A 22,949-nucleotide genomic window follows, 5' to 3' on the forward strand; every position below is an offset into this window, starting at 1 on the left:
GGGTGCGGAGTTTCTCAGATGGCAGCCATGTTAAGGAACCATTCGGCACATCACCGGGCTTCGACGCGCGTGTCACGAATCGCCCACTGCGGGCGGATCGTCGGGAGCCCGGCAGCAGTACTCCAGCCACAACGCCGCGGCCGCGAGGAGCACTCCCCCGATCAGCCCCACGATCGCACCGGGCCGGTCGTGGTCGGCGGCCGCGAGATCGTGCTGGCCCAGCAGGAACGCGAGCAGCCCGAGCCACACCCCCACCGCGATCGCCCCGAGGATCGCAGAAGCCTTGGCCAGAGCCAGCACTCGCGCGGCGGTCAGCGGATGCAGTTGTCCGCGCGCGCGACCCACGTCCCGGGACTCCACCCGTGACCGGACGACGAAGGCGATGACGATCTCGAGCGCCGCAAGCACATACAGCACCAGGCCGGCGAGCAACGGCAGAGGCGGGAAATCGGAATAGTTGTAGCGCACCAGAATCCAGGCGGCGATTGCCGTGACCGCGGCGATCGTCACGAGATCGCGGGCGCGGGTGGGACCGAGTCCGGACTCGTCGTCGTCCTGCTCCGGCCGACGCGGATCGGGCGAGTTCATCGCATCCCGCCCGTCAACCGGTCGACGACCCGGACCGCGTCGCGTTCGGCCGCGTCGAGTTCGTCGACGAGGTCGTCGACCCGACGTTCACCGCCGGGCGTCCACAGCGTGGCGTCCGGTTCGATCTCGAGCCAGGGAACGAGGACGAAAGCGCGTTCCGCCGCACGCGGATGAGGCAGGGTGAGGGCCGGATCGTCGCTGACGACGACACCCGCCGCATCCGTCACCGAGATCACGTCGACGTCGAGTGTTCTCGGACCCCAACGGATGTCGCGGGTTCGCCGGGCAGCGTGCTCGAGTTCGAAGCCACGGTCGAGCCACTCGCGGGCATCGGCTTCGCCCTCGACGACGAGCGTGATGTTGAGAAAGTCGTCCTGGTCGACCCCACCCCACGGCGGTGTCGCGTACACCGCGGACACCGCGACCAGGTCGGCTGCGAAACCGTCGACAACGGACCGCAGGTGGGCCAACGGATCACCGACGTTGGAGCCCGCCGACAGGACCGCGCGGCTCATCGGGTGCCCTTGCGTGATCGGCGGGTCACCACCGCGACGTCGTCGAAGGTCAGCGGGATGGGCGCCGACGGCTTGTGCACGGTGACCTCGCACGCGCTGATCCGCTCATCGGTCATGATGGAGTCCGCCACCTCCCCGCCGACCGTCTCGATGAGGTTGCGTGGTTCACCCCCGACGATGCCGGCGACCTGCTGTGCCAATGCTCCGTAGTCGACGGTCTCGTTCAGGTCGTCGGTGGCGGCCGCGGCCTGCAGATCGAGCCAGAGCACGACGTCGATGAAGAAGTCCTGGCCGTCCGCGCGCTCGTGATCGAACACGCCGTGGTTCCCGCGGACCTTGAGGCCGCGCAGTTCGATCCGGTCAGCCATTCGTTTCTCCTACCGGTGACGAGGTACGCGAGCCCCCGGCTCGCCAGGCGGCCGCGACGGCGACCGCGTCGCGACTGCTCGAGACATCATGGACACGTACACCCCACGCGCCCGCCGCGGCCGTCAGCGCCGAGATCGAGGCGGTCGCGACGTCACGTCCGGCAGGTGGCCGGTCGACGCCGTCGCGATTCAGCAGTGTGCCGAGGAACCGCTTGCGGGACGCGCCGACCAGGATCGGGAAACCCAGACCCGTGAACGTGGGCAGCGCATGAAGCAACGCCCAGTTGTGTTCGGCGGTCTTGGCGAACCCGAGCCCGGGGTCGAGGATCAGCCGATCGGGGTCGACGCCGGCCGACACCGCAGCGTCGACCTGGGCCAGTAGTTCGCCGCTGACCTCGGCGACGACGTCGCGGTAGCCCCCGACGTCGCCACTGCGATGGGTGAAGCGGCGATCAGCGCTGTCACCGGCCGGCCGCCAGTGCATGAGAATCCACGGCAGGCCCGCGTTCGCGACGACGCGCGCCATGTCGGCGTCGGCACGACCACCCGACACGTCGTTGATGATCGCCGCGCCTGCGGCGATGGCGGCGTCGGCGACGGGTGCGCGCATCGTGTCGACGGAGACCGTCACGCCGTGCGCGGCGAGTTGGGTGATGACCGGGACGACACGGTCCGCCTCGAGGTCCGGGTCGACCCGGATGGCGCCGGGCCGGGTCGACTCCCCGCCGACGTCGATGAGGTCGGCGCCCTCATCGATCAACTCCAGCCCGTGCGCCACCGCCGCATCGGCATCGAGGTAACGGCCGCCGTCGGAGAACGAGTCCGCGGTCACGTTGAGGACGCCCATCACCAGCGTCCGGTGGTCACCACCGCCGTCGGGGACTGCGCGCGCGGTCACCGGGTGATCAGGTCGAGGGCTTCGCCGCGGGACACCGCACTGGTCTTGAAGATGCCCCGGACCGCAGAGGTCGTGGTGGTCGCGCCCGGCTTGCGGATACCCCGCATCGCCATGCAGAGGTGTTCGGCCTCGATGACGACGATGACGCCGCGGGGTTCGAGCCTGCGCATCATCGCGTCGGCGATCTGGCTGGTCAGCCGCTCCTGGACCTGGGGACGCTTGGCGTACAGATCGACGAGTCGGGCGAGCTTCGACAGTCCGGTGACGCGTCCCGACGCTCCCGGGATGTACCCCACGTGCGCGACACCGTGGAAGGAGACCAGGTGGTGTTCGCAGGTCGAGTACATCGGGATGTCCTTGACCAGCACCATCTCGTCATGGTCCTCGTCGAATGTCGTCGCGAGGACCTCGTCGGGCTCGGTGTACAGACCGGCGAACATCTCGCGGTAGGCGTTCGCCACCCGGGTGGGCGTGCGAATGAGACCCTCGCGATCGGGATCCTCGCCGACCGCGAGCAACAACTCGCGCACCGCGGCTTCGGCACGCGCCTGGTCGAAGTCGGGTCGGGATCCTTCGAGAACGGAGTCAGGGCGCTCGCTGATGCTCATCAGGTCACCTTACGAACTCGGCCGCTGGTCGTCGTCATCGGCGCGGCGTCCCCAGCCGTTGGTGCCGTTGTGTCCGGCACCCGAATCGGGCCCCTCGGGCGGCCATCCGGGCGCCGACCAGTCGCGCGGAGCGCCGTAGTCGGGCCGTGTACCCCCCGAGTACGGTCCGCCCGGACCGGGCGCCGAGCGGCCCGCCCCCGGATTCGGATAACCCGGGTTGGGATACCTCGAGTCGGGGCCCGGGTACTGGGGACTCGGGTACTGGGGGTTCGGGTACTGGGGATTCGGATACTGGGGGTCCGGGTACCGGGGCTCGGGGTGCTGCTGCGCCGGTGGTGTCGGTCCGCCCGACGTCCCCGGTTCGGGGTACATCGGCGGGTAGTTCGGCACCTGGCCCGGGATCGACTGGCCTCCCGGGTAGCCGGCACCCACCGGCTCCGGGATCTTCGCCTGCTCCGGCGGCGGCCACGGCTCGCCGCGTTCGATCGCCAGTTCTCCCGGCGTCTTCACCGGCGGCTTGTCGCTCGGGGTGCGCTCGCCGAAGTCGTTGAAGGCGGTGATCCGCGGCCGCTTGTCCACGTCCTCGAAGATCTTCTCCAGATCCTTGCGGGTCAGCGTCTCCTTCTCCAGGAGCTGCGTCGCGAGCACGTCGAGGGTGTCGCGGTACTCGGTGAGGATCGCCCAGGCCTCGGTGTGGGCAGCCTCGATGAGACGGCGAACCTCGTCGTCGATCTCGCTGGCGATCTCCGCGGAGTAGTCGGTGTGCGAGCCCATCGACCGGCCCAGGAACGGGTCGCCCTGGTCCTGCCCGTAGCGGACGGCGCCCAGCTTGGCGCTCATGCCGTACTCGGTGACCATCGCCCGGGCGATCTTGGTCGCCTGGTCGATGTCGGACGATGCACCCGTCGTCGGCTCGTGGAACACCAGTTCCTCGGCGGCGCGACCACCCATGGCCATGACCAGCCGCGCGATCATCTCCGACCGCGTCATCAGGTCCTTGTCCTGCTCCGGCACAGCGAGGGCGTGACCGCCCGTGCGTCCGCGCGCGAGGATCGTGACCTTGTAGATCGGGTCCAGGTCGGGCATCGCCCACGCGGCCAGGGTGTGACCACCCTCGTGATAGGCGACGACCTTGCGCTCGTGCTCGCTGATGATGCGGCTCTTGCGACGCGGTCCGCCGATCACACGGTCGACGGCTTCCTCGAGCGCCTCGGCGGTGATCGTCTGCTTGTTCTCGCGTGCGGTGAGCAGCGCCGCCTCGTTGACGACGTTGGCCAGATCGGCACCGGACATGCCCGGGGTCCGCTTCGCGAGACCGTCGAGATCGGCATCGGCATCGATCGGCTTGCCCTTGGCGTGCACCTTCAGGATCGCCCGCCGGCCGGCCATGTCGGGGTTGCCGACCGGGATCTGACGGTCGAAGCGACCCGGGCGCAGAAGCGCGGGGTCGAGGATGTCGGGGCGGTTGGTGGCGGCGATCAGGATGACACCCGACCGGTCGCCGAAGCCGTCCATCTCGACCAGGAGCTGGTTCAGGGTCTGTTCGCGCTCGTCGTGACCACCGCCGAGACCGGCGCCGCGCTGGCGGCCGACGGCGTCGATCTCGTCGACGAAGATGATGCAGGGGCTGTTGTTCTTGGCCTGCTCGAACAGGTCACGGACGCGGGACGCGCCGACGCCGACGAACATCTCGACGAAGTCCGAGCCGGAGATCGTGAAGAACGGCACCCCGGCCTCACCTGCGACCGCGCGCGCGAGCAGCGTCTTACCGGTTCCGGGCGGTCCGAACAACAGGACACCGCGCGGGATCTTGGCACCCAGCGCCTGATAGCGCGTCGGGTTCTGGAGGAAGTCCTTGATCTCGTACAGCTCTTCGACGGCCTCGTCGGCGCCTGCCACGTCGGCGAACGTCGTCTTCGGCATGTCCTTGGACAGCTGCTTGGCCTTCGACTTGCCGAAGCCCATGACACCGCCGCGACCGCCGCCCTGCATGCGGCTCATCACGAAGAAGAACAGGCCGAACAGCAGGATCATCGGCAGCACGAAGATGAGGATCTGCCACAGCACCGACTGCTCGTTGACGTTGGTGGTGTACTGCGCGCCGGTGGCCTCGACAGCGTCGAAGACCTGCTCGCCGGCCTGCGCCGGATACTTCGCGCTGATCTTGTCCGTGTCGGCGTCGTTCACCTTGACCGGAGTCTTGAGCTCGATGCGGAGCTGCTGCTCACGGTCGTCGATGCTGATGAACTTGGTGTTCTTCTTGTCCAGCTGCTCGAGTGCGACGGACGTGTCGACGCCCCGGTACTCCCGGCCGGAATCGCTCATCACGCTCCAGCCCCACAGGGCGAGCAGGATGAGCGCCAGGATGGCGAGGTTGCGGAAGACTGTCTTACGGTTCATGCCAGTTGGTGGGGGTCGGGCTGGCTCGCGGGATCGTGTCCCGGCGCCGACGCCTCTCCCATGTCCTTCCCATCGACGTACACATTGAGGCTACCGGTCAACGATCGCGCTGGTGGATCCGTTCCCGTGCAGGTAGAACACGGTGCGCCCACCGGATGCGACGCGTCCGGCCGCCCGGCGGGTTCAGAGCGCGTAGACCGAGGGTTTCAGCCGGCCGATGTACGGGAGGTCGCGATACCGCTCGGCGTAGTCGAGGCCGTACCCGACGACGAACTCGTTCGGGATGTCGAAGCCGATGTCGGCGACGCGTACCGGCGAACGGACGGCCTCCGGTTTACGCAGGAGCGTGCACACCTCGAGGCTGCGCGGTGACCGGGTCGCGAGGTTCTTCATCAGCCACGACAGGGTCAGCCCGGAGTCGATGATGTCCTCGACGATCAGCACGTCACGGCCCTCGATGTCACGGTCGAGATCCTTGAGGATCCGGACCACGCCCGACGAGGACGTCGACGACCCGTAGCTCGACACCGCCATGAACTCCATCTGCGACGGGATCGGCAACGCGCGGGCGAAATCGGTCATGAACATGATCGCGCCCTTGAGCACGCCGATGAGGACCAGGTCCTCCTCGATGTCGGCATACCGGGAGGCGACGGAGTGGGCGAGTTCGGCGGTGCGCTGTTTGATCTGCTCCTCGGTGATCAGAACAGCGTCGATGTCAGCGGCATACGGATCGGCAAACTGCACCTGTCCAGCTTGTCATGTTTTACCGATCACGCGGCGTCGGGGTCGGGACGGGTTCGACGAAAATGGTCCGATGCGGGCGCAGCGCGCTCACCTGGGCCTTTGCAAAAACGCTTCCGGATGGGTCATTCGACGAATTCACACCCAGATTTCCGAGAATCGCCCTTCTCATAACATTCACATAACATGTCATCACACGTGCACCATTCCGGACCGATCAGTTTCGATATCGAAGAAGTGTCTGCCATTCTCGAAATCGAAGGTCTAAGCGTCAGGCTTCACATTATCCCCTCCCTTCTCACGCCCTGTCCCAAGCGGACAAGAAGGAGCCCCCGTGTTCCCCACTTCGCGTACTTCTCTGCGCACATTTCGTCTGAGCACGATATTGTGCCTGCTGACCGCGGTCGTCACTGTGTTCGCATCGACCGCTCAGGCTGCGCCTCAACAGAATCGGGCCGCTACCTACGACGCCTCGTGGAACGCGTCTTCGCTCAGTCTGACTCTGCACAACGCCTCGGTCAGCACTGACGGCGGAGTCTTGTCGATTCGGGATCACGCCGGCGCCGATCTCTTCCGGATGCCCCTGAGTTACCGCAAGGAATATCAGCAGTTCCCGATCGATGTCCGCACCGCGGGAAACAAGGTGACGCTGATCCCGGCTCAGGACGCAGCACGCTCGGTGCCGCTTAATCGTGCCGAGGTCGACGATCTACGCGCGATCGGCCGAAATCAGGTCGCAGCACCGCAGACACGACAGGAGCGCGACGATCAGGCGCTCGAACGTTTCCAGTCGCAGTTGCGTGCCGGTATGACCGTGTCCTCGCTCGTCGGAACCGTCATCGGCGGAATCGTCGGCGGCGTCGTGGGATGCGCGATCGGACTGGCCGCCGCGGTGGTCGGATGCCTGGTCGGTGTGGCGCCGGCAGCCGCAGTGGGAGGCATCGCGGGCCTCGCGATCGGCGGTGGAGGCACGCTGATCGGCGCCGGCATCCACTACTTCCAGACGATCAACTCGCCGTTCGTTCCGCCCCGGCGCTGACCGCGAGTTCTTCCACGACGGTCCGTCTCACCTCGCGGTGAGGCGGACCGTCAGTGTTTCTCCGGTCCGCACGACGACGCGACGCGCTTCCGGATCGCCGCCGACGGCGACCTGCGCGCGGGGACTGCCCGTCGCGGTCAGGAGGTCATCGACCGCCGAGATGACTCGATGGGTCGGTTCGGTGGCACCGACCTCCTGCAACCACCGACGGACGACGCGTGTCCGGATCGCGACGGGTAGATCGCGCAGCGGCCCGACGTCCAAGACGTCGCCGTCACGCATCGCGAGCACCTCGACCTGTCCGGCCCAGTCGTCGAGAGCATCGTTGTCGGCTCGCAGGGCGTCGGCGGTGCGGCCCAGCGCTTCCACGACACCGCCCCGCAGGACTTCGTCGAGCAGCGGCAGCACCTCGGTTCGCACACGTACCCGGGTGAAGCGCGGGTCCCGGTTGTGCGGGTCATGGTGGACAGCGAGCCCGAGTTCGGTGCATGTCGCCAGTGTCTGTGCCCTCCGCACGTGCAGGAGCGGACGGCCCCACGGCCGGTTCCAGGCGCGCATGCCGGAGATCGAGCGCGGCCCCGACCCGCGTGCCAGGCCCAGCAGGACCGTCTCCGCCTGGTCGTCCGCCGTATGGGCGAGCAGGACCGGTCTCCCCTCGCGCGCGGCGTCGAGGGCTCCGTATCGGGCGTCACGGGCAGCAGCCTCCAGACCCCCATGTGTGCCCACCTGCACCGGCAGGACACGCGCGTCGGCGCCGAGGTCCCGCGCGAGATCGGCCGCCCCGGCTGCGACCTCCGCGGACCCCGGTTGCAGCCCGTGGTCGACGACCAGCGCCGTGACGTCGAGCCCGGCTCCGAGAGCCGCGGCGGTGAGTGCGAGGGAGTCGGCTCCCCCGGAGAGTGCGACGCAGACCCGGGGTCCGTCGAGGTGTACGGCCGCGAACTCCGCGACCGCCCGTGTTACAGCACTCGCCGAATCCATGCCTGCGGATCGTCGATCTCGTCGGGCAACGGCATCGTGTCCGGTGAGCTCCAGACGGTGTTGAAGCGCTGCATCCCGACCGTCGCGACCACCTCGTCGACGAAGGCCTTGCCCCGGATGTATTGCGCGAGTTTGGCATCCATCCCGATGAGCGCGCGGATGATGCGCTGGACGGGATTCTGCGGGGCGGTGCGTCGCTTGTCGAAGGCGGTGCGGATGCGCGCGACGGATGGCACGTGGGCCGGCCCGACCGCGTCCATGACGTGATCGGCGTGGCCCTCGAGCAGCGTGCCGAGGACCATCATTCGCTGGAACGCCGCGTACTGTTCGGGGCTCTGCAGCAGTTGCATCGCCCCGATGACACCCTTTTCCCGTGTACCGCCGGAGCCTCTGAGCGCCTTGGTCATCCGCGTCACGATCTCGGTGGTCGACTCACCGGTCTCCGAGGTCAGCACGGCGACGTTGTCCTGCATGTAGTCGCGTAGCCACGGGTTGGCCGAGAACTGCACGCGGTGGGTGACCTCGTGCAGGCAGACCCAGAGGCGAAAGTCCGTCGGGATCACCTTCAGCTGACGTTCGACGTTGATGATGTTCGGCGTCACCACCATCAGGACGCCGGGCTCACCCGTGTCGGGATCCGGAGTGAACGGGTCGTACTGCCCGAGGATGGCCGTGGAGAGGAACGCCAGCAGCCCACCGGCCTGGAGGCCGCCGAAGCGCGCGGCCAGCCCGGGTGAACCCGCATCGATGTCGTCGTCCGCGCCCAGCATCGACCTCATGGACACCGAGGCGGCGTCGATCCACCCGGCCCGGTCGAGGACTCGGGTGGTCGGGACACGGAGGCCGTCGGCCAGCCCGGTCACCTCGCGGACCGGCGCTTCGGCGCGGGTCGCAGCGTCGGCCAGTTCCGCTCGCGCGGCCTCATAGGTGTACGTGGTCGTCTTGGGTCCGGGTCGCGCGAGACGTTTCGCGGTCGTGGCGGCCAGCGACCAGTCGATCTGCGACCCGATGCTGGGACGGAGCTCGTCGGAGGCGGTCGGGTCGACTCGGCCGGGCTCGGCATGGTCCGGCTCGGCGGGTTCCGGCCCGGCGTGCTCGGGTCCCGGGGCGACTACTGGTCTGGTCATCGGCATCCGCACTCTCTCAGTTGACCCACCACGGCGTCGAGGGCGGGACGGGCGTCCGCCGGCGACGTACCGCCGGACATCAGGGCGAACGACAGCACGCGGCCGTCGACTGTCTGCACTATGCCGGTCAACGAACTCACCCCGGTGAGTGTTCCGGTCTTCGCCCGCACCCAGCCTGCGCCGGGTGTGGTGGCCGGGAAGCGATCGGCGAGCGTGCCGGTCCCCGCGGCGATCGGCAGGCCGTCGAGCATCGGCCGCAGGGCGGGCCGACTCGGTCCGCTCGCCGCGGTCATCACCGCGTCGAGTAGCTCCGGGGTCGTGCGGTTGGCGTAGGAGATCCCGGAGGCATCCTGCAGGGTTGTCCCCGCCCACTGCTCGGGAAACATCGAGGAGAGGACCTGCTCCACGGCATCGACGCCGCCGGCGTGGGTCGGCGGTCCGCCGCGATGCACCGACAGCTCGATGGCCAGCGTCTCGGCGAGCACGTTGTCGCTGTACCGGAGCATGTCGTTGACCCGCGTGACCAGCGGCGCCGACTCGACCTTCGCGATCACCCGGTCGCCCGCGGGCGCGCTCGCCTCGGTGACGGGCCCCTCGACCCCGAGCGCCGCGGCGAGAGCCTCGCCGGCCATCCTCCCGGGCGTCGGGCTGCGCGGCGAGTACTCGTCGAGGGGTTCGATGCGGGCGCCGTCGACCATCACCGATTCGATGGGCGCGATGTCGCCGCCCTGGATGTCGCGCCGGTCCCAGGTGGTGTCCATGGCCGGACCGGAGAACGCACTCAGATCCACCGCCACCGACGTGACCGGGAGACCGGCCCGTTCGATCTGCGCGGCGAGGTCGGCGATGCGGGCCGGGTCGGTGTAGAACGTGTCGGCGTCCGCCGGCTGGGCGGACAGCGTCGGATCACCCGCACCCTTGAGGATGACCTGCCCGTTGTCACCGGCCACGACCGTCGTCGTCAGCCGCTGGTCGTGGGGCATCGCCTCCAGGAACGCCGCCGCCGAGAGGACCTTGTCGTTCGACGCGGGGATCCGGGGCTGCCCCGGATCGCGGGTCCACAGCACCTGCCCGGTGAGCGAGTCGCTGATCATGCCGGTCAGCTCACCGAGTGCGGGATCGCGCAGTGCCGGGGCGATCGACCGCGAGATGCCCGACGGTGTCGGTTCGGGCGCGGTCGCGACCACCGGATCGATCCGCGGGTCGACGGCGATCGCCGCCGGCTGCGGTGGCACGCCGGGCGGCAGTTCGGGTTCGCGGTCGAGACGCAGGGCCACGACGACCGCCGCGGTCGACACCAGGGCCAGGATCACCACGGCGGAGACCGTCCACCACAGGAGCCTCCGGCGCCGACGGCCGCCGGTACTGGTGGATGCGCCCACAAAGCCTCCGGTCTCTCGCGGTGCGTCCGGCGATCACCCGGCCGGACGAACATGCAGGGGTACGAACATCGAGGTCGTCGGACTAACAGTATCGTTGGAGCCGCGCGCGGCCGTCTCGGCCCGGCGCAGCATCCCCGATCCAGACTGCCAGGAGGAACAGTGGAATTCGATGTGACCATCGAGATCCCCAAGGGTGGCCGCAACAAGTACGAGGTCGACCACGAGACGGGGAAGGTCTACCTCGACCGCTACCTGTACACCTCGATGGGATACCCGGCCGACTACGGCTACATCGACGGCACCCTCGGTGAAGACGGCGACCCGCTCGACGCGATGGTCCTGCTGCCCGAGTCGGTGTTCCCCGGCATCATCGTGCGCTCGCGCGTCGTCGGTATGTACACGATGACCGACGAGGCCGGCGGCGACGACAAGCTCCTCTGTGTGCCCGCGGGCGACGTGCGCTGGGACCACATCAAGGACATCTCCGACGTCTCGGAGTATGAACTGGGCCCCATCGCCCACTTCTTCGAGCACTACAAGGACTTGGAGCCCGGCAAGGAGGTCCAGCCCGGTGGCTGGGTCGGGCGCGAGCAGGCCGAGAAGATCGCCCAGGAGGCCATCGACCGGCTGGCCGCACATCCCCACGACGCGAACGAGCCTTCACGAGGCTGACGCTCGTCACCAGAACTCACGAGACCGCCGACCGACGTACAAGACGTCGGTCGGCGGTCTCGTCGTATCGGCCCGGAGCGTCCCCTCAGGCGACCCGGTACCGCTGATCGGCCAGGACCGGCAGAATCTGCTCGCGGATACGCCGTTCCGTCGCGTCCCCGTCGATCGGGACGAGGATCACCGCGTCGGCGACCTCCGCCGCATAGATGTCGCGCAGCAGCGTCAGAAGCCCATGGGTGGTCCCGACGTAACGGATGGTGCCCACTTCGGCGCTGTCGTCGCCGGCAGCGACCTGCACCCTGGCTGCCGAGGCGCGGGCAGACGCGGCATCCGATGCGACCGCCACCTCCACCTCCAACGCCACCACGAAGTTCGCCTGGTCATGGCTCCCGGCGCGGACCAGTGACCGCGCTCGTTGCGCATCACGCAGCGTCTCGCGACGCACGACGATCGGAAAACTCTGGGCGAGAGCATCACCGGCGATCGCAACCCGGAACGCGGGACGGCCGATGCTGACCGTGGCACGCGGCACCGAGGGATGCGGGACCGAAGGATGCGGGACGGAAGAGTTCTGCGCGTCGGCGTGCGCGTCGAGTTCGATGGTCATCAGATACCCCTCGTCGATGTCGGGTCGGTTCGGTGGAGAAGACGGCAATGATCGGGTGTCCGGGCCGTCGGCGGGGTCAACGCTTCGAGGCGCCCATTGATGCCTTCTTGCGCAAACCCGGCGACGTACAGGTCGGACAGGACGGGGTGTGGACGAGCGGCGTCGAACCAGTCCGGCCGTCCGATCAAGACGCCGGATGCGGAGCCCGCGCCGCTCCTCGCGGCGGAGAACGCCACGTAGTCGATGCCGTGGCTGACGATCGAGATCGGCCGATGGGCGACGAGTCGCTCGGCGTCGACGAAGATCCGCGCGCCGTGTCGGTGGGCGATCGACGCAAGACGTCCCAGCGGCAAGACCTCACCGGCGGCATCCGTCGCCGCCAGCACCGCGAGCAGGCAAGCGGGTCGTGACGAGAGCTCGCCTTCGACCGCGGCCAGCGTCTCCTCGACGGCCTCGCGAACCGCCACGGTCCGCGAGCGATCGTGACCATCCGCATCCCCTCCCCACCGGGATGCCCCCTGCTGGTCCCCGGACGACAGGATCACGACGTCACCGGGCGCGATGTGCATGGCGAGGCCGATGGCACCGGCGATGTCGCGGGTGACGAGGACCGTGTCGTCGACCCGCCCGCGGACGAGGCGTCGCAATGACTCTCGGGCGGCCTCGTGGCGGCGGGTGATGAAACGCGAGACGCGCGCCGCATCGCCGGTCGTCGCGGGTGCTGACAGCACAGCGGTCATGACACTTAGCTCCTTCGAAATTCCACGCTTGCCGCATCCGGGTTCGGTGGCGGCCAGGTCGTCACCCGGAGCACCCCACCGAGGAGGAGGGTTGCCGACCAGCGAGCCGGGGCTTGTCACTGGCACTCATGACCTGTCGTCAACACTCGTCGATATGCTCGAGGAGTGTCAATTTTCACTCAGCGTGATCCGAAGTTAGGGCACACTTACCTGTAGCGTGTCACTCGTGTCAGCGTCTGATGTGTTCGTGTTGTCCCGCCCCCACGGCACCGTTCGAGGTCGGGGAGCAGGTCGTGGCTTCACCGACGTCGACGAGGCGTCGGCGGCATTGCGATCGGGCGCCGTCGCGGCGCTGACCGGCGCGATCCCCTTCGATGTGCGCGACGCGGCCGCGCTCGTGGCGCCGCAGCACCTGGACATCGACGACAAGCCACTCGCCGGTGGGCCGCCGCTGTCTCGGACCCCGGTCTCGGTCGCGCTGCACCCGTCCGTCGACGAGCACCGCGAACGTGTGGCGCACGCGGTCAAACGCATCATCGCCGGCGACGTCGGCAAGGTGGTTCTCGCGCGCAGCCTCGACATCGTCCTCGACGCGGAGGTCTCCCCCGTCGAACTGCTCGACGCGCTCGCGGGCGGCAATTCCGGACACAACGCATTCGGCGTCGACCTGGGCGCGGCGACCGGTTCGGGCTCGTGGCTTCTCGGCGCGAGTCCCGAAGTGCTGCTCCGCAAGTCGGGCTCGGTCGTGACGTGTCACCCGTATGCCGGGTCCGCCGCACGGTCGTCGGATCCGGTCGCCGACCGGGCGATCGCCGACCGCCTGGCTTCCTCGGCGAAGGATCTCGCCGAGCACGCCTTCGTCGTCGACCACCTCCGGGAACGCCTCTCCTACCTCTGCGACGATGTCGACGCGCCGTCGACACCGCAGCTGCAATCCACCGGCGAGATCTGGCACCTGGCCACTCCGATCCGGGCGACGCTGCGCGACCCGGCAACCACCGCACTCGATCTCGCACTTCTGCTCGGGCCAACACCTGCGGTCTGCGGAACACCGAGTGATGTTGCCGCGCAGATCATCCGGGAGGTCGAGGGGGAACGCGGGTTCTACGCCGGGGCAGTCGGGTGGTGCGACGGCTCCGGCGACGGCGAGTGGATGGTCACCATCCGGTGTCTCGAGCTCGCCGCCGACCGCCGCAGCCTGCGCACGTGGGCCGGCGGCGGCATCGTCGAACACTCCGACCCGCAGGGCGAGCTCGAGGAGACCGCATTCAAACTGCGGACGGTGTTGAACGCCTTAGGGATCGACGAACTCGACTGACCGACAGGGGTGGGCTCCGGCGGATCAGCCCAGCGCCTGATCGAGATCGCCGAGCAGATCGTCGACGCCCTCGAGTCCGACCGACAACCGGACGACCGAATCGCTGAGCCCGATCGCGGCTCGACCCTCGGGCCCCATCGCACGATGCGTGGTGGTGGCCGGGTGCGTGATCAGCGACTTCGAGTCACCGAGGTTGTTGGAGATGTCGACGATGCGCAGCGCGTTGAGCACCTCGAAGGCCCGCTTCTTCCCGTCGATCCCATCGTGGTCGTTGAGTTCGAAGGTCACCACGGTGCCGCCGCCCGACATCTGACTCGTGGCCAGCTCGTACTGCGGATGCGACTGCAGGAACGGATATTTCACCCACCGCACCCGCGGATCGCGCTCGAGGAACTCCGCGATCCGCAGCGCCGAGGAGACCGAGGCGTCGACGCGTAGGCGAAGCGTCTCCAGTCCCTTGACGAGCGTCCACGCGTTGAACGGACTCAACGCGGGCCCGGTGTGCCGCATGAGCTGTTGCACCGGTCCGTCGATGTAGTCCTTGGCGCCGAGGACGGCGCCGCCCATGACGCGGCCCTGTCCGTCGATGTGCTTGGTGCCCGAGTACACGATGACGTCGGCACCCAGGTCGAGACCGCGCTGCAGCAGCGGGGTGGCGAAGACGTTGTCCAACACCACCTGTGCGCCCGCGGCATGCGCGAGTTCGGAGACCTTCACGACGTCGACGAGGCTCTGCATCGGATTCGACGGCGTCTCGAAGAACACGGCGTCGGTGGGCTTGGACAGCGCCCGCTCCCACTGTTCGAGGTCTTCACCATCGACGAACTCGGTCTCCACACCCCACCGCGGCAGGATCTCGTTGCACACCACGAAGCAGGAACCGAACAGGCTGCGGGCGGCGACCAGGCGGTCGCCGGCTTTCAGCAGCGCACCGAGCGCGACGAACACCGCGGCCATGCCGCTCGCGGTCGCGAAACACGCTTCGGCGCCCTCGAGTTGACGCAGACGCTCCTGGAACATCTCAACGGTCGGATTGCCGTAGCGCGAATAGACGAAGCGTTCGTCCTCGCCGGTGAAGGCCCGCTCGGCCGCCTCGGCGGAGTCGTAGACGTAACCACTGGTGAGGTAGAGGCCCTCGGAGGTCTCGTGGAATCCGGAGCGGGACAACCCACCACGCACCGCGATGGTGTCGGCCGACAACCCCTCGGGCAGCGGGCGCCCCACGGGCAGATCAGGACTCACGATTGCCTCCACGGCAGGTTCTCGGCGCGCCAGCCCGACGCACCACGATGGTCGTTCTCGTCGAGGGCACCCTCGAAGCCGTCGACGACGTTGTACGCCTTCTCGATCCCGTCCGCCGTCGCAGCCTCGGCAGCGCCGATCGAACGGTGACCGGACCGGCACAGGAAGATGACCTCGTGGTCATCGCTGACACCCGAATCGCGCAGCTGGGTCATGAAGTCGTCGTTGCGTCGACCTTCGGGGAAGGTGGTCCACTCGGCGAAGATCGTCCGCTTGCCGAGGATCTCGAGGTCGGGCACTCCGACGAACGACCATTCCGCCTGGGTTCGACAGTCGACGAGGATCGCGTCCGGATTGTTCTCGAGCTTCTCCCACGCTTCACGAGGGGTCAGATCGCCGGCATAGCTCATGAGGAACACACCTTCCATTCGCCGTTCTCGCGCACCACGATCGTGTCGACGACGTTCTTGTCGTCGGGCGTCCTGTCATAGTGCCAATGAACCTTCGCGGTCGCCCGGTCACCGTCGACCACCAGTTCGGTGATCTCGGGGATCTCGATGTGACCGTTGGTCGTCAACGACTCCTTGTTGTCCGCGACGAACTGCGTCTCGGTGATGAAGTCGGCGGCCTCGACGTCGGCCGCGCAGGTGTTGGCCCGGTATTCGGCGTAGTTCGGACCGTTGCGGGCTGTGTAGACGTCATTGATCGCGTATTGCACCTGGGCGGAGTCGCCTGCCCGGTCCTCCGGCGGCCGGCTCACGTTGGACAGCACCACGCCGAGCACCACGAGTCCGACGACGCCTGCCGCGACGAAGAACGGCCAGGCGTTCTTCCACGACGGGGGCGCCTGGTCACCCTCACCTGCAGCTCTGGCCATGGCGGGCAGTCTATCGACCGCCCAGGTGGAGGCTCCGACCGGCGTCGACGGCCCGTCGGCGAGGCCCCGGGCTCGTCGACGACCCTCCGGTCGTGAGTAAGGTGGCCCTAAGTAGACCCTGAACGAGTGGCCGGGCCCTCGCCGAGATCGCCGGCGCCGCTTCGGCACGACCAGCAAGGAACCGGATGCGCATCTCCGAACACCGAACACTCACGCTGATCCTCGCGTTGCTCGCGGCCGCGATGGTGGCGACGTCGTGCTCGCCGCCCGACGAGTCCGTCGACGAGGGTATGGCGCAGGTCCCCGCCCCCGAATCCGGTGCGATCCCGGTGACCGTGCAGCAGGCGTACGCACCGGTGACGGTCCAGCAGGCGCCCAAGCGCGTCGCCGCGATGGGCGTCGGTGACGGTGACACCCTGCTGGCCCTCGGCGTCACGCCGACGACGATCGCGCCCTTCGCCGACACCGACCAGGCGACCGCGCCGTGGAACGCCGAACTCATCGGCGACTCCAACCCCGTGGTGCTGGCCAACGCGTCGGCCGCCTTCGGCGACGAGATCCCCAAGGCCCTCGCCACCGAACCCGATCTGATCACCGCGGTGGGCGCCGATCCGACCCGCGATCAGTTCGACCTGTTGACCAAGACCGCTCCGACGGTCGTGCGACCGGCGCAGTTCAAGCCGTGGCAGGTGCCGTGGGACGCCCAGACGCGCCAGATCGGCACAGCGATCGGGTTGCCCGAGCTCGCCGATCGCAAGATCACCGAGACCGAACAGTTCCTGGCCGGCGTCCGCGAGAAGAACCCGCAGCTGGCGGGAAAGACCGCCGTTGTGATCACCGCGAGCCCCACCGGCGGCGTGTCCATCTACGGGCCCGACGACGGTCGCGGGCAGACCGTCGCCGGATACGGGCTCACCTTCCCGCCTGCGCTCCAGAGTTCGATCAGCAATGGTTTCTACGGCGAAGTGCCTGCCGAGAGCCTCAACCTGCTCGACGCCGCCGACGTCGTCATCGCCGTGGACTGGCAGGGTTCCAACGAGCGCCTCCGCAACAACGCCGCATTCAACCGGCTGAACGTCGTCAGGTCGGGACGCGTCGTCTACCTGCCTCAGGAGGTGGGCAGCGCGATGTCGGTGCCGACGGTGCTGACCATCCCGTGGGTCGCGGGCCAGGCTGTGGAACCCATCGCCGCGGCCGCCGGCAAGGCCTGAGTCGGCCCGGCCGGCCGGGTATCGCCATACCTGCCGAGTGAGGGTTACCTCACAGACGGATTTTGGTCGTGGCAGGCAAGCGCCTACCGTAGAAGGGATAGGCCTTATCCATACGCGTGGACCCGGGGGTCACCGAGATTTGCTGATCCGCGCGTGCTGAGCAACGGAAGACACCTACTCCAATGAGCGAGAACAGCCGCCCGCTGCGGGTTGCGATCGTCGGTGCCGGTCCCGCCGGGATCTACGCCGCCGACGCGTTGATGAAGTCCGACACCGCCAAGGACCGCGGTGTCAGCATCGATCTCTACGAGCGCATGCCCGCCCCGTTCGGCCTGATCCGCTACGGCGTCGCGCCCGATCACCCGCGCATCAAGGGCATCATCACCGCGCTGCACAAGGTGCTCGACAAGCCTCAGGTACGCCTGCTGGGCAATGTCGACTACGGCACCGACATCACTCTGGACGAGCTCCGCCAGCACTACGACGCGGTGATCTTCTCCACCGGCGCCACCGACGACCGCGCCCTCGACATCCCCGGCGTCGATCTCGACGGCAGCTACGGCGCCGCGCAGTTCGTCGCCTGGTACGACGGGCATCCCGACTTCCCGCGCACCTGGCCGCTCGAGGCCGAGAAGGTCGCCGTGATCGGTGTCGGCAACGTGGCACTCGACGTCGCGCGCGTGCTCGCCAAGACCGGCGACGAACTGCTGCCGACGGAGATCCCGGCCAACGTCTACGAGGGGCTCAAGGCCAACAAGGCCATCGAGGTCCACGTGTTCGGGCGCCGCGGCCCGGCGCAGGCCAAGTTCACCCCGCTCGAGCTCAAGGAGCTCGACCACTCCCCCAACATCGAGGTCGTCGTCAATCCCGAGGACATCGACTACGACGAGGGTTCGGCCGTCGCACGTCGCGGATCGAAGATCACCGACCAGGTCGCCACGATCATCGAGAACTACGCGATCCGTGAGCCCAAGCAGGGTGCGATCCACAAGCTGTTCCTGCACTTCTTCGAGAGCCCGACCGAAATCCTCGGCGAGGACGGCAAGGTCGTCGGTCTGCGCACCGAGCGCACCCAGCTCGACGGCACGGGCAATGTGAAGCCGACCGGCAAGACCACCGACTGGGAGGTCGGCGCTGTCTACCGTGCCGTCGGTTACCTCTCGGACAACCTGCCGGAGATCCCGTTCGACTCACAGGCCGGTGTCATTCCGAACGAGGCCGGACGCGTTTTCGACGAGGGCCAGCAGCTGACCGGCATCTACACCACCGGCTGGGTCAAGCGCGGCCCCGTGGGCCTCATCGGTCACACCAAGGGCGACGCCAACGAGACCGTCGACTGCATCCTCAAGGACATGGAGGCAGGAGTCCTCAACGATCCGGGCAAGCCCGGTGAGGACGCCATCATCGAGCTGCTCGAGTCCAAGAGCATCCCGTTCACCACATGGGACGGTTGGTACCGACTCGACGAGCACGAGCGCGCACTCGGTGCCGCCGAGGGCCGTGAGCGCGTGAAGGTCGTCGAGCGCGAGGACATGCTCGCCGCGTCCGAGCCGAACAAGGTGTCACGCCCCTCCGCGTAGCACTCCCGCTCAGCAGGCTGAGCCCGCCCCCGTCTGCTGAGCCCGCCTCCGCCTGCTGAGCCTGTCGAAGCACAAGAGCGGCGGCCGAGATCTCTCGGTCGCCGCTCTTTCGCATGCGCCGGACGGTGTGCGGAGGCGTCCTCCCCGCACCCGCCCGACGCGAAATGTCTTGTTGTTTTCAGACGCTCAGTCGTGACCGATCAGGTCAGCGACCCGGGATGGCGGGGACTCCTTCGACGTCGGTGCCGCCGCCGGTCAGCGCAGTGGCAGCCGCTGACGCAGACGAGCCCGTTCCGAAGCGCTCGAACGGGTTGTCGACGCGTCGGACGTTCCACCAGAAACCGGCGTTGTCGGTCAGGTTCTCGGCGTAATCGGAGATCGCGTACCCGGCGATCGAGGACGGGAAGCAGCCGAACCACACGGTCTTGATCGTGAGCGACTCGTTCTTCTTCAGCTGCGACTTGAACTTCGTCGCGCCGTTGATCTCCTGCAGGGTGACGTTGCGGAACTCGCCGTCACGGGCGGTGACCCTCATGAACCGGGTCATGCTCCACGCCTGGTTCCACGGAGTACCCGGAGCTCCGAACTGGCAGTAGACCCCGCCCGTCAGCTGGAGGTTGGGCACGGCGGCGTGCGCCGGCGCGACACCCACCAGGCTCCCACCTGCGATTCCTGCAGCGACCAGAAGCCCTGTGACAGCTCGTTTCAGCGATTTCATCGATCCTCCTCGTTCGTAGGCGACACCATGCGTGTTCCCGACGTCGCCGTCCGCGTATGTGTTCGACGCGGGACCGGCGACCTGTGTGGCTTGTCGGCCGAGATCCCCACCGACACCGGGAATATCGACCAAGCCTGAGCGAAGTGTTACCGGTGGCACAGCCTCCGCTCAGGTTTCGTGGGCAATTCGTTATGGGACCGACACCGTCGACGGAGGTGAGTACGCGGGCGCCGAAAGCACCGTGTCGAAGGTTGGTAAGGTTTACCTTCGTGCGCCGCTCCCTCCGAGTTCTCGGCATCCCGCTCCTGCTGGCGGCCCTCGCTGCGCTCGTTGTCGCGTCGGTGCTTTTCGGCACGCGGCCGGTCCCGCTCGACGAGATCTGGCCGAGCTTCACCGCCGGCGCCCACGAGATCTGGACTGCTCTCCTCGACTTCCGGATGCCCCGGGTCCCCAAGGACACCGACGTCGACGGCATCGTCTGGGACCTGCGCGTGCCCCGTACCCTGCTCGGTCTGTCCGCCGGGCTCGCCATCGGTGCGGCCGGCGCCATCACCCAGGGACACACCCGCAACCCGATCGCCGATCCCGGCATGCTCGGGGTCAATGCGGGTGCGGCGTGCGCGGTCGTCGGCGGAATCTATCTGCTGGGGGTCAGCAGCCCGATCGCATTCATGTTCTTCGGTCTGCTCGGCGCGGTCATCGCCGCGACGGTGGTCTTCGGGCTGTCCGCGCTCAGCGGTTCGAGTCCCCTCACCCTGATCCTCGCGGGCACCGGACTCACGGCGACACTCACCGCCGTCACGTCCTCGATCGTGCTCGTCGACACCGCCTCGCTGGATCAGTGGCGGTTCTGGAGCGTCGGCTCGACCGCCGGGCGCGGCATCGATGTCTTCTGGGCCAGCCTGCCTTTCATCGGCATCGGCCTGGTGCTCGCCCTGGCGAGCGGGTTCTTCCTCAACGTCCTGAGCCTCGGTGACGACATGACCAAGGCACTCGGCTCACGAGTCGTGCTCATCCGCTCACTCGGGGTGCTGACCATCACCCTGCTCATCGGAGCCGCGACCGCCGCCTGCGGGCCCATCGTCTTCCTCGGGCTGGTCGTGCCGCACGTCGCCCGGGCGATCGTGGGGACCGACTATCGGTGGATCATCCCGTACTCGGCGATCCTGGGCGCGATCCTCCTGGTCGGCTGCGACATCCTCGGCCGTCTCGTCGCCCGGCCGGGCGAGGTGCAGGTCGGGGTGATGATGGCGCTGGTGGGAGCTCCGTTCCTCATCTTCATGGTCCGACGGCAGAGATTGGGGACCGTGTGAGCGCGCCGACGTCCAGCACGACCGGGTCCGCCCACCTGAGGTCCAGACTGCCGATCGCTCCGCATCCCGGCGGTTACCGGATCGCGATCGAGCCGGTCTCGATGGTGGTGCGGCCGCGGATGCTCGGCGTCGCCCTGGTCTCCACGGCGGTCGCACTCCTCCTGTTCCTGACGAGCGTGGGTGTCAGCGACTTCCCGCTCACCCCGATCGACGTCGCGCGCATCCTGCTCGGCGGCGGCACCCGGGTCGAGAACGTCGTCGTCTTCGACGTGGCACTCCCCCGGGCACTCGTCGCGTTGCTGGTGGGTTTCGGTCTCGGCATGGCGGGTTCGCTCACGCAGCTCATCGCCCAGAACCCGCTCGCGACCCCCGACATGCTCGGCATCACCGCGGGTGCCGGCGCCGCGGCCGTCGCCGCGATCGCCTTCTCGACAACCAGTTGGGGGGCGGTGTTCGGCGAACTCGGCGTCCCGGCATCGGCGATGGTCGGGGGTCTGCTCACCGCGGCACTGATGTACTTCCTGGCCTGGCCGGGCCGCAAGGCGAACACCGGGATCAACCCGTTCCGACTCGTCCTGATCGGTGTCGGATTGACGTGGATGTTGCAGGCACTCACCAACTTCCTGCTGACCCGAGCCGACATCCAGGACGTTGCCCGCGCCCAGGTGTGGATCGTCGGTTCGGTGGCCAACGTCGGATGGTCCAACGTGTGGCCGGTCACAGTCGGGGTCGTTGTGAGCATTCTCGTGGTCGTCGGCCTGGCACGACAGATCGGCATGCTCAGTCTCGGCCCCGATCTCGCGCGCGGACTCGGCGTCCGGACCGGAGCGGTGTCGACGACGCTGCTGCTGACCGCGGTCCTGCTCGCCGCCCTGAGCGTGTCGGCGGCCGGTCCGATCGCATTCGTCGCGCTGCTGGCCCCGCAGATCGCACTCCGCCTCGCCGGCACCGCCGTCCCTACGCCGCTGCTGTCGGGCCTCATCGGCTCGTCGCTCGTCCTCGGCGGTGATCTGCTCTGCCGCACAGTGCTTCCCGGCGGCCTGCCGGTCGGCATCGTCACCGCCGCGATCGGCGGCCCGTTCCTGATCTACCTGATGATCGCCATGTCCCGGAAGGCGAGCGTATGACCGCACGAACTCTCGAATCCTCGACCGACACCTCGCGTCTGCGCGGCGTCGGGCTCACGGTGGGCTACGACGAACGGATCGTCATCGACGGCCTCGACGTCGACATCCCGGACGGGCAGGTCACGACGATCATCGGCTCGAACGGCTGCGGTAAGTCGACGCTGCTGCGCTGTCTGGCCCGCCTCCTGCCTCCCAAGGCGGGTTCGGTGTACCTCGACGGCGAGAACATCTCCTCGATCCGGCCCAAACAGGTCGCCCGCACCCTCGCGATCCTTCCGCAGAACCCCATCGCGCCGGAGGGACTCACCGTCGCCGACCTCGTCGCGCGGGGCCGTCACCCGCACCAGCGGTGGTTTCAGCAGGCGAGTGCCGCCGACGAGGCCGCGGTCGCCCAGGCGATGGACATGACCGACACCCTCGACCTCGCCGACCGAACCCTCGACGCCCTCTCGGGCGGGCAGCGTCAGCGCGTGTGGATCGCCCTGACACTCGCCCAGGACACCGATCTCATCCTGCTCGACGAGCCGACCACCTACCTCGACCTGGCCCACTCCATCGACGTCCTCGATCTCGTCCGGCGGCTGCGCGACGACCACGGCAAGACCATCGTCATGGTCCTGCACGACCTCAATCTGGCTGCTCGCTACAGCGATTCACTGTTCGTCATGCGCAAGGGCGCGATCGTGACCACCGGCTCCCCCACCGACGTCATCGACGCCGACATCCTCGACGAGGCCTTCGGCCTTCGAGCCCATGTCATGACCGACCCGATCTCCGGGGGCCCGCTGATCGTTCCGCTCGACTCACGGACCCACGCAAAGTCCTGATCGAGAGAAGCCCATAACCCTTGGTCCCTGAGGTGCGAGGAGCGATAGCGACGAGCCACGAAGGGCC

At 68.1% G+C, this 22,949-nt stretch carries 24 protein-coding genes and 1 riboswitch; of the genes, 8 read left to right on the top strand and 16 right to left on the bottom strand.

Going from position 1 to position 22,949, the window contains the following annotated elements; all coding sequences use genetic code 11:
• Positions 1 to 72: 72 nt before the first annotated feature.
• The 7 genes from ACSUZC_RS18830 to hpt form a co-directional block, all read right to left on the bottom strand.
• Positions 73 to 588, bottom strand: coding sequence for a DUF3180 domain-containing protein (locus ACSUZC_RS18830; protein ID WP_439029983.1), 516 nt, complete (start codon positions 586 to 588; stop codon positions 73 to 75).
• Positions 585 to 1,103 carry a 2-amino-4-hydroxy-6-hydroxymethyldihydropteridine diphosphokinase gene (folK, locus tag ACSUZC_RS18835; RefSeq protein WP_439029984.1) on the bottom strand — a complete coding sequence of 173 codons (519 nt, stop codon included), beginning with the start codon at positions 1,101 to 1,103 and terminating at the stop codon, positions 585 to 587. The genes ACSUZC_RS18830 and folK overlap by 4 nt, the downstream gene beginning before the upstream one ends.
• Positions 1,100 to 1,471: a dihydroneopterin aldolase gene (gene folB, locus ACSUZC_RS18840; RefSeq protein WP_439029985.1), complete on the bottom strand. Its 372-nt coding sequence runs from the start codon at positions 1,469 to 1,471 to the stop codon at positions 1,100 to 1,102. Before folB ends, folK begins: the two co-directional genes overlap by 4 nt.
• Positions 1,464 to 2,318, bottom strand: a complete 855-nt coding sequence (gene folP / locus ACSUZC_RS18845) for a dihydropteroate synthase (RefSeq protein ID WP_439033175.1) — start codon at positions 2,316 to 2,318, stop codon at positions 1,464 to 1,466. Before folP ends, folB begins: the two co-directional genes overlap by 8 nt.
• Positions 2,319 to 2,365: 47 nt before the next feature.
• Positions 2,366 to 2,977, bottom strand: coding sequence for a GTP cyclohydrolase I FolE (folE, locus tag ACSUZC_RS18850; protein ID WP_439029986.1), 612 nt, complete (start codon positions 2,975 to 2,977; stop codon positions 2,366 to 2,368).
• 9 nt (positions 2,978 to 2,986) lie between these two features.
• Complete coding sequence (gene ftsH / locus ACSUZC_RS18855; RefSeq protein ID WP_439029987.1) at positions 2,987 to 5,377, bottom strand: ATP-dependent zinc metalloprotease FtsH; 2,391 nt, start codon at positions 5,375 to 5,377, stop codon at positions 2,987 to 2,989.
• A gap of 183 nt (positions 5,378 to 5,560) precedes the next feature.
• On the bottom strand, positions 5,561 to 6,124 hold the full coding sequence (hpt, locus tag ACSUZC_RS18860; protein WP_439029988.1) for a hypoxanthine phosphoribosyltransferase: 564 nt from the start codon (positions 6,122 to 6,124) through the stop codon (positions 5,561 to 5,563).
• 331 nt (positions 6,125 to 6,455) lie between these two features.
• Here hpt and ACSUZC_RS18865 point away from each other — a divergent pair, with 331 nt between their 5' ends.
• Positions 6,456 to 7,160 (top strand): glycine zipper family protein, encoded by a 705-nt coding sequence (locus tag ACSUZC_RS18865; RefSeq protein ID WP_439029989.1) that lies wholly within the window; start codon positions 6,456 to 6,458, stop codon positions 7,158 to 7,160.
• Between the two features lie 27 nt (positions 7,161 to 7,187).
• On the opposite strand, the gene tilS is transcribed toward ACSUZC_RS18865, so the two are convergent.
• The 3 genes from tilS to dacB are packed head-to-tail and all read right to left on the bottom strand — an operon-like array spanning position 7,188 to position 10,581.
• Entirely contained in the window at positions 7,188 to 8,141 is a 954-nt protein-coding gene (gene tilS / locus ACSUZC_RS18870; RefSeq protein ID WP_439029990.1) for a tRNA lysidine(34) synthetase TilS, read from the bottom strand.
• Positions 8,120 to 9,268, bottom strand: a complete 1,149-nt coding sequence (locus tag ACSUZC_RS18875; RefSeq protein WP_439029991.1) for a zinc-dependent metalloprotease — start codon at positions 9,266 to 9,268, stop codon at positions 8,120 to 8,122. Before ACSUZC_RS18875 ends, tilS begins: the two co-directional genes overlap by 22 nt.
• Positions 9,265 to 10,581, bottom strand: a complete 1,317-nt coding sequence (dacB, locus tag ACSUZC_RS18880) for a D-alanyl-D-alanine carboxypeptidase/D-alanyl-D-alanine endopeptidase (protein ID WP_439033176.1) — start codon at positions 10,579 to 10,581, stop codon at positions 9,265 to 9,267. The genes ACSUZC_RS18875 and dacB overlap by 4 nt, the downstream gene beginning before the upstream one ends.
• A 228-nt stretch (positions 10,582 to 10,809) precedes the next feature.
• Between dacB and ACSUZC_RS18885 the strand changes: the two genes are divergently transcribed.
• On the top strand, positions 10,810 to 11,322 hold the full coding sequence (locus ACSUZC_RS18885) for an inorganic diphosphatase (protein WP_439029992.1): 513 nt from the start codon (positions 10,810 to 10,812) through the stop codon (positions 11,320 to 11,322).
• Positions 11,323 to 11,407: 85 nt separating this feature from the next.
• Here ACSUZC_RS18885 and ACSUZC_RS18890 read toward each other — a convergent pair whose 3' ends face one another.
• Positions 11,408 to 11,929 carry a hypothetical protein gene (locus tag ACSUZC_RS18890; RefSeq protein WP_439029993.1) on the bottom strand — a complete coding sequence of 174 codons (522 nt, stop codon included), beginning with the start codon at positions 11,927 to 11,929 and terminating at the stop codon, positions 11,408 to 11,410.
• Entirely contained in the window at positions 11,929 to 12,669 is a 741-nt protein-coding gene (locus ACSUZC_RS18895; protein ID WP_439029994.1) for an aminotransferase class V-fold PLP-dependent enzyme, read from the bottom strand. The genes ACSUZC_RS18890 and ACSUZC_RS18895 overlap by 1 nt, the downstream gene beginning before the upstream one ends.
• A gap of 19 nt (positions 12,670 to 12,688) precedes the next feature.
• A riboswitch (SAM riboswitch) is annotated at positions 12,689 to 12,803 on the bottom strand.
• 107 nt (positions 12,804 to 12,910) lie between these two features.
• Between ACSUZC_RS18895 and ACSUZC_RS18900 the strand changes: the two genes are divergently transcribed.
• Positions 12,911 to 13,987: an isochorismate synthase gene (locus ACSUZC_RS18900; protein ID WP_439033177.1), complete on the top strand. Its 1,077-nt coding sequence runs from the start codon at positions 12,911 to 12,913 to the stop codon at positions 13,985 to 13,987.
• Positions 13,988 to 14,011: 24 nt separating this feature from the next.
• On the opposite strand, the gene ACSUZC_RS18905 is transcribed toward ACSUZC_RS18900, so the two are convergent.
• Genes ACSUZC_RS18905 through ACSUZC_RS18915 form a run of 3 tightly spaced genes read right to left on the bottom strand, consistent with a single transcriptional unit; the run spans position 14,012 to position 16,106 of the window.
• Entirely contained in the window at positions 14,012 to 15,229 is a 1,218-nt protein-coding gene (locus ACSUZC_RS18905; protein WP_439029995.1) for an O-succinylhomoserine sulfhydrylase, read from the bottom strand.
• Positions 15,226 to 15,639, bottom strand: a complete 414-nt coding sequence (locus tag ACSUZC_RS18910) for a rhodanese-like domain-containing protein (RefSeq protein ID WP_439029996.1) — start codon at positions 15,637 to 15,639, stop codon at positions 15,226 to 15,228. Before ACSUZC_RS18910 ends, ACSUZC_RS18905 begins: the two co-directional genes overlap by 4 nt.
• On the bottom strand, positions 15,636 to 16,106 hold the full coding sequence (locus ACSUZC_RS18915) for an Rv0361 family membrane protein (protein WP_439029997.1): 471 nt from the start codon (positions 16,104 to 16,106) through the stop codon (positions 15,636 to 15,638). The genes ACSUZC_RS18910 and ACSUZC_RS18915 overlap by 4 nt, the downstream gene beginning before the upstream one ends.
• Before the next feature lie 185 nt (positions 16,107 to 16,291).
• Here ACSUZC_RS18915 and ACSUZC_RS18920 point away from each other — a divergent pair, with 185 nt between their 5' ends.
• Both ACSUZC_RS18920 and ACSUZC_RS18925 read left to right on the top strand, forming a co-directional pair.
• Complete coding sequence (locus tag ACSUZC_RS18920) at positions 16,292 to 17,317, top strand: ABC transporter substrate-binding protein (RefSeq protein ID WP_439029998.1); 1,026 nt, start codon at positions 16,292 to 16,294, stop codon at positions 17,315 to 17,317.
• 182 nt (positions 17,318 to 17,499) lie between these two features.
• Positions 17,500 to 18,897 carry an FAD-dependent oxidoreductase gene (locus tag ACSUZC_RS18925; RefSeq protein ID WP_439029999.1) on the top strand — a complete coding sequence of 466 codons (1,398 nt, stop codon included), beginning with the start codon at positions 17,500 to 17,502 and terminating at the stop codon, positions 18,895 to 18,897.
• 205 nt (positions 18,898 to 19,102) lie between these two features.
• Here the strand turns inward: ACSUZC_RS18925 and ACSUZC_RS18930 are convergent, their stop codons facing one another.
• Positions 19,103 to 19,615, bottom strand: coding sequence for a hypothetical protein (locus ACSUZC_RS18930; RefSeq protein WP_439030000.1), 513 nt, complete (start codon positions 19,613 to 19,615; stop codon positions 19,103 to 19,105).
• A 269-nt stretch (positions 19,616 to 19,884) separates the two neighbouring features.
• Between ACSUZC_RS18930 and ACSUZC_RS18935 the strand changes: the two genes are divergently transcribed.
• From ACSUZC_RS18935 to ACSUZC_RS18945, 3 genes are read left to right on the top strand one after another with little or no spacing between them, the layout of a single operon-like run.
• Positions 19,885 to 20,928, top strand: coding sequence for a FecCD family ABC transporter permease (locus ACSUZC_RS18935; RefSeq protein WP_439030001.1), 1,044 nt, complete (start codon positions 19,885 to 19,887; stop codon positions 20,926 to 20,928).
• The gene (locus ACSUZC_RS18940; RefSeq protein WP_439030002.1) at positions 20,925 to 22,055 is read left to right on the top strand and encodes a FecCD family ABC transporter permease; all 1,131 of its coding nucleotides are present in this window, start codon (positions 20,925 to 20,927) and stop codon (positions 22,053 to 22,055) included. Before ACSUZC_RS18935 ends, ACSUZC_RS18940 begins: the two co-directional genes overlap by 4 nt.
• Positions 22,052 to 22,882 (top strand): ABC transporter ATP-binding protein, encoded by an 831-nt coding sequence (locus ACSUZC_RS18945; protein WP_439030003.1) that lies wholly within the window; start codon positions 22,052 to 22,054, stop codon positions 22,880 to 22,882. The genes ACSUZC_RS18940 and ACSUZC_RS18945 overlap by 4 nt, the downstream gene beginning before the upstream one ends.
• Positions 22,883 to 22,949 lie beyond the last annotated feature (67 nt).

The sequence above is a fragment of the Gordonia terrae genome (assembly GCF_051789125.1).
GTDB lineage: Bacteria > Actinomycetota > Actinomycetes > Mycobacteriales > Mycobacteriaceae > Gordonia > Gordonia terrae_A.

What these genes read in the sequence shown, in the direction of transcription:
- ACSUZC_RS18830 (WP_439029983.1), bottom strand. Translation starts at nt 588, where the DNA reads ATGAACTCGCCCGATCCGCGTCGGCCGGAGCAGGACGACGACGAGTCC.
- folK (WP_439029984.1), bottom strand. Translation starts at nt 1,103, where the DNA reads ATGAGCCGCGCGGTCCTGTCGGCGGGCTCCAACGTCGGTGATCCGTTG.
- folB (WP_439029985.1), bottom strand. Translation starts at nt 1,471, where the DNA reads ATGGCTGACCGGATCGAACTGCGCGGCCTCAAGGTCCGCGGGAACCAC.
- folP (WP_439033175.1), bottom strand. Translation starts at nt 2,318, where the DNA reads ATGGGCGTCCTCAACGTGACCGCGGACTCGTTCTCCGACGGCGGCCGT.
- folE (WP_439029986.1), bottom strand. Translation starts at nt 2,977, where the DNA reads ATGAGCATCAGCGAGCGCCCTGACTCCGTTCTCGAAGGATCCCGACCC.
- ftsH (WP_439029987.1), bottom strand. Translation starts at nt 5,377, where the DNA reads ATGAACCGTAAGACAGTCTTCCGCAACCTCGCCATCCTGGCGCTCATC.
- tilS (WP_439029990.1), bottom strand. Translation starts at nt 8,141, where the DNA reads ATGGATTCGGCGAGTGCTGTAACACGGGCGGTCGCGGAGTTCGCGGCC.
- ACSUZC_RS18875 (WP_439029991.1), bottom strand. Translation starts at nt 9,268, where the DNA reads ATGACCAGACCAGTAGTCGCCCCGGGACCCGAGCACGCCGGGCCGGAA.
- ACSUZC_RS18890 (WP_439029993.1), bottom strand. Translation starts at nt 11,929, where the DNA reads ATGACCATCGAACTCGACGCGCACGCCGACGCGCAGAACTCTTCCGTC.
- ACSUZC_RS18895 (WP_439029994.1), bottom strand. Translation starts at nt 12,669, where the DNA reads ATGACCGCTGTGCTGTCAGCACCCGCGACGACCGGCGATGCGGCGCGC.
- ACSUZC_RS18910 (WP_439029996.1), bottom strand. Translation starts at nt 15,639, where the DNA reads ATGAGCTATGCCGGCGATCTGACCCCTCGTGAAGCGTGGGAGAAGCTC.
- ACSUZC_RS18915 (WP_439029997.1), bottom strand. Translation starts at nt 16,106, where the DNA reads ATGGCCAGAGCTGCAGGTGAGGGTGACCAGGCGCCCCCGTCGTGGAAG.
- ACSUZC_RS18920 (WP_439029998.1), top strand. Translation starts at nt 16,292, where the DNA reads ATGCGCATCTCCGAACACCGAACACTCACGCTGATCCTCGCGTTGCTC.
- ACSUZC_RS18925 (WP_439029999.1), top strand. Translation starts at nt 17,500, where the DNA reads ATGAGCGAGAACAGCCGCCCGCTGCGGGTTGCGATCGTCGGTGCCGGT.
- ACSUZC_RS18930 (WP_439030000.1), bottom strand. Translation starts at nt 19,615, where the DNA reads ATGAAATCGCTGAAACGAGCTGTCACAGGGCTTCTGGTCGCTGCAGGA.
- ACSUZC_RS18945 (WP_439030003.1), top strand. Translation starts at nt 22,052, where the DNA reads ATGACCGCACGAACTCTCGAATCCTCGACCGACACCTCGCGTCTGCGC.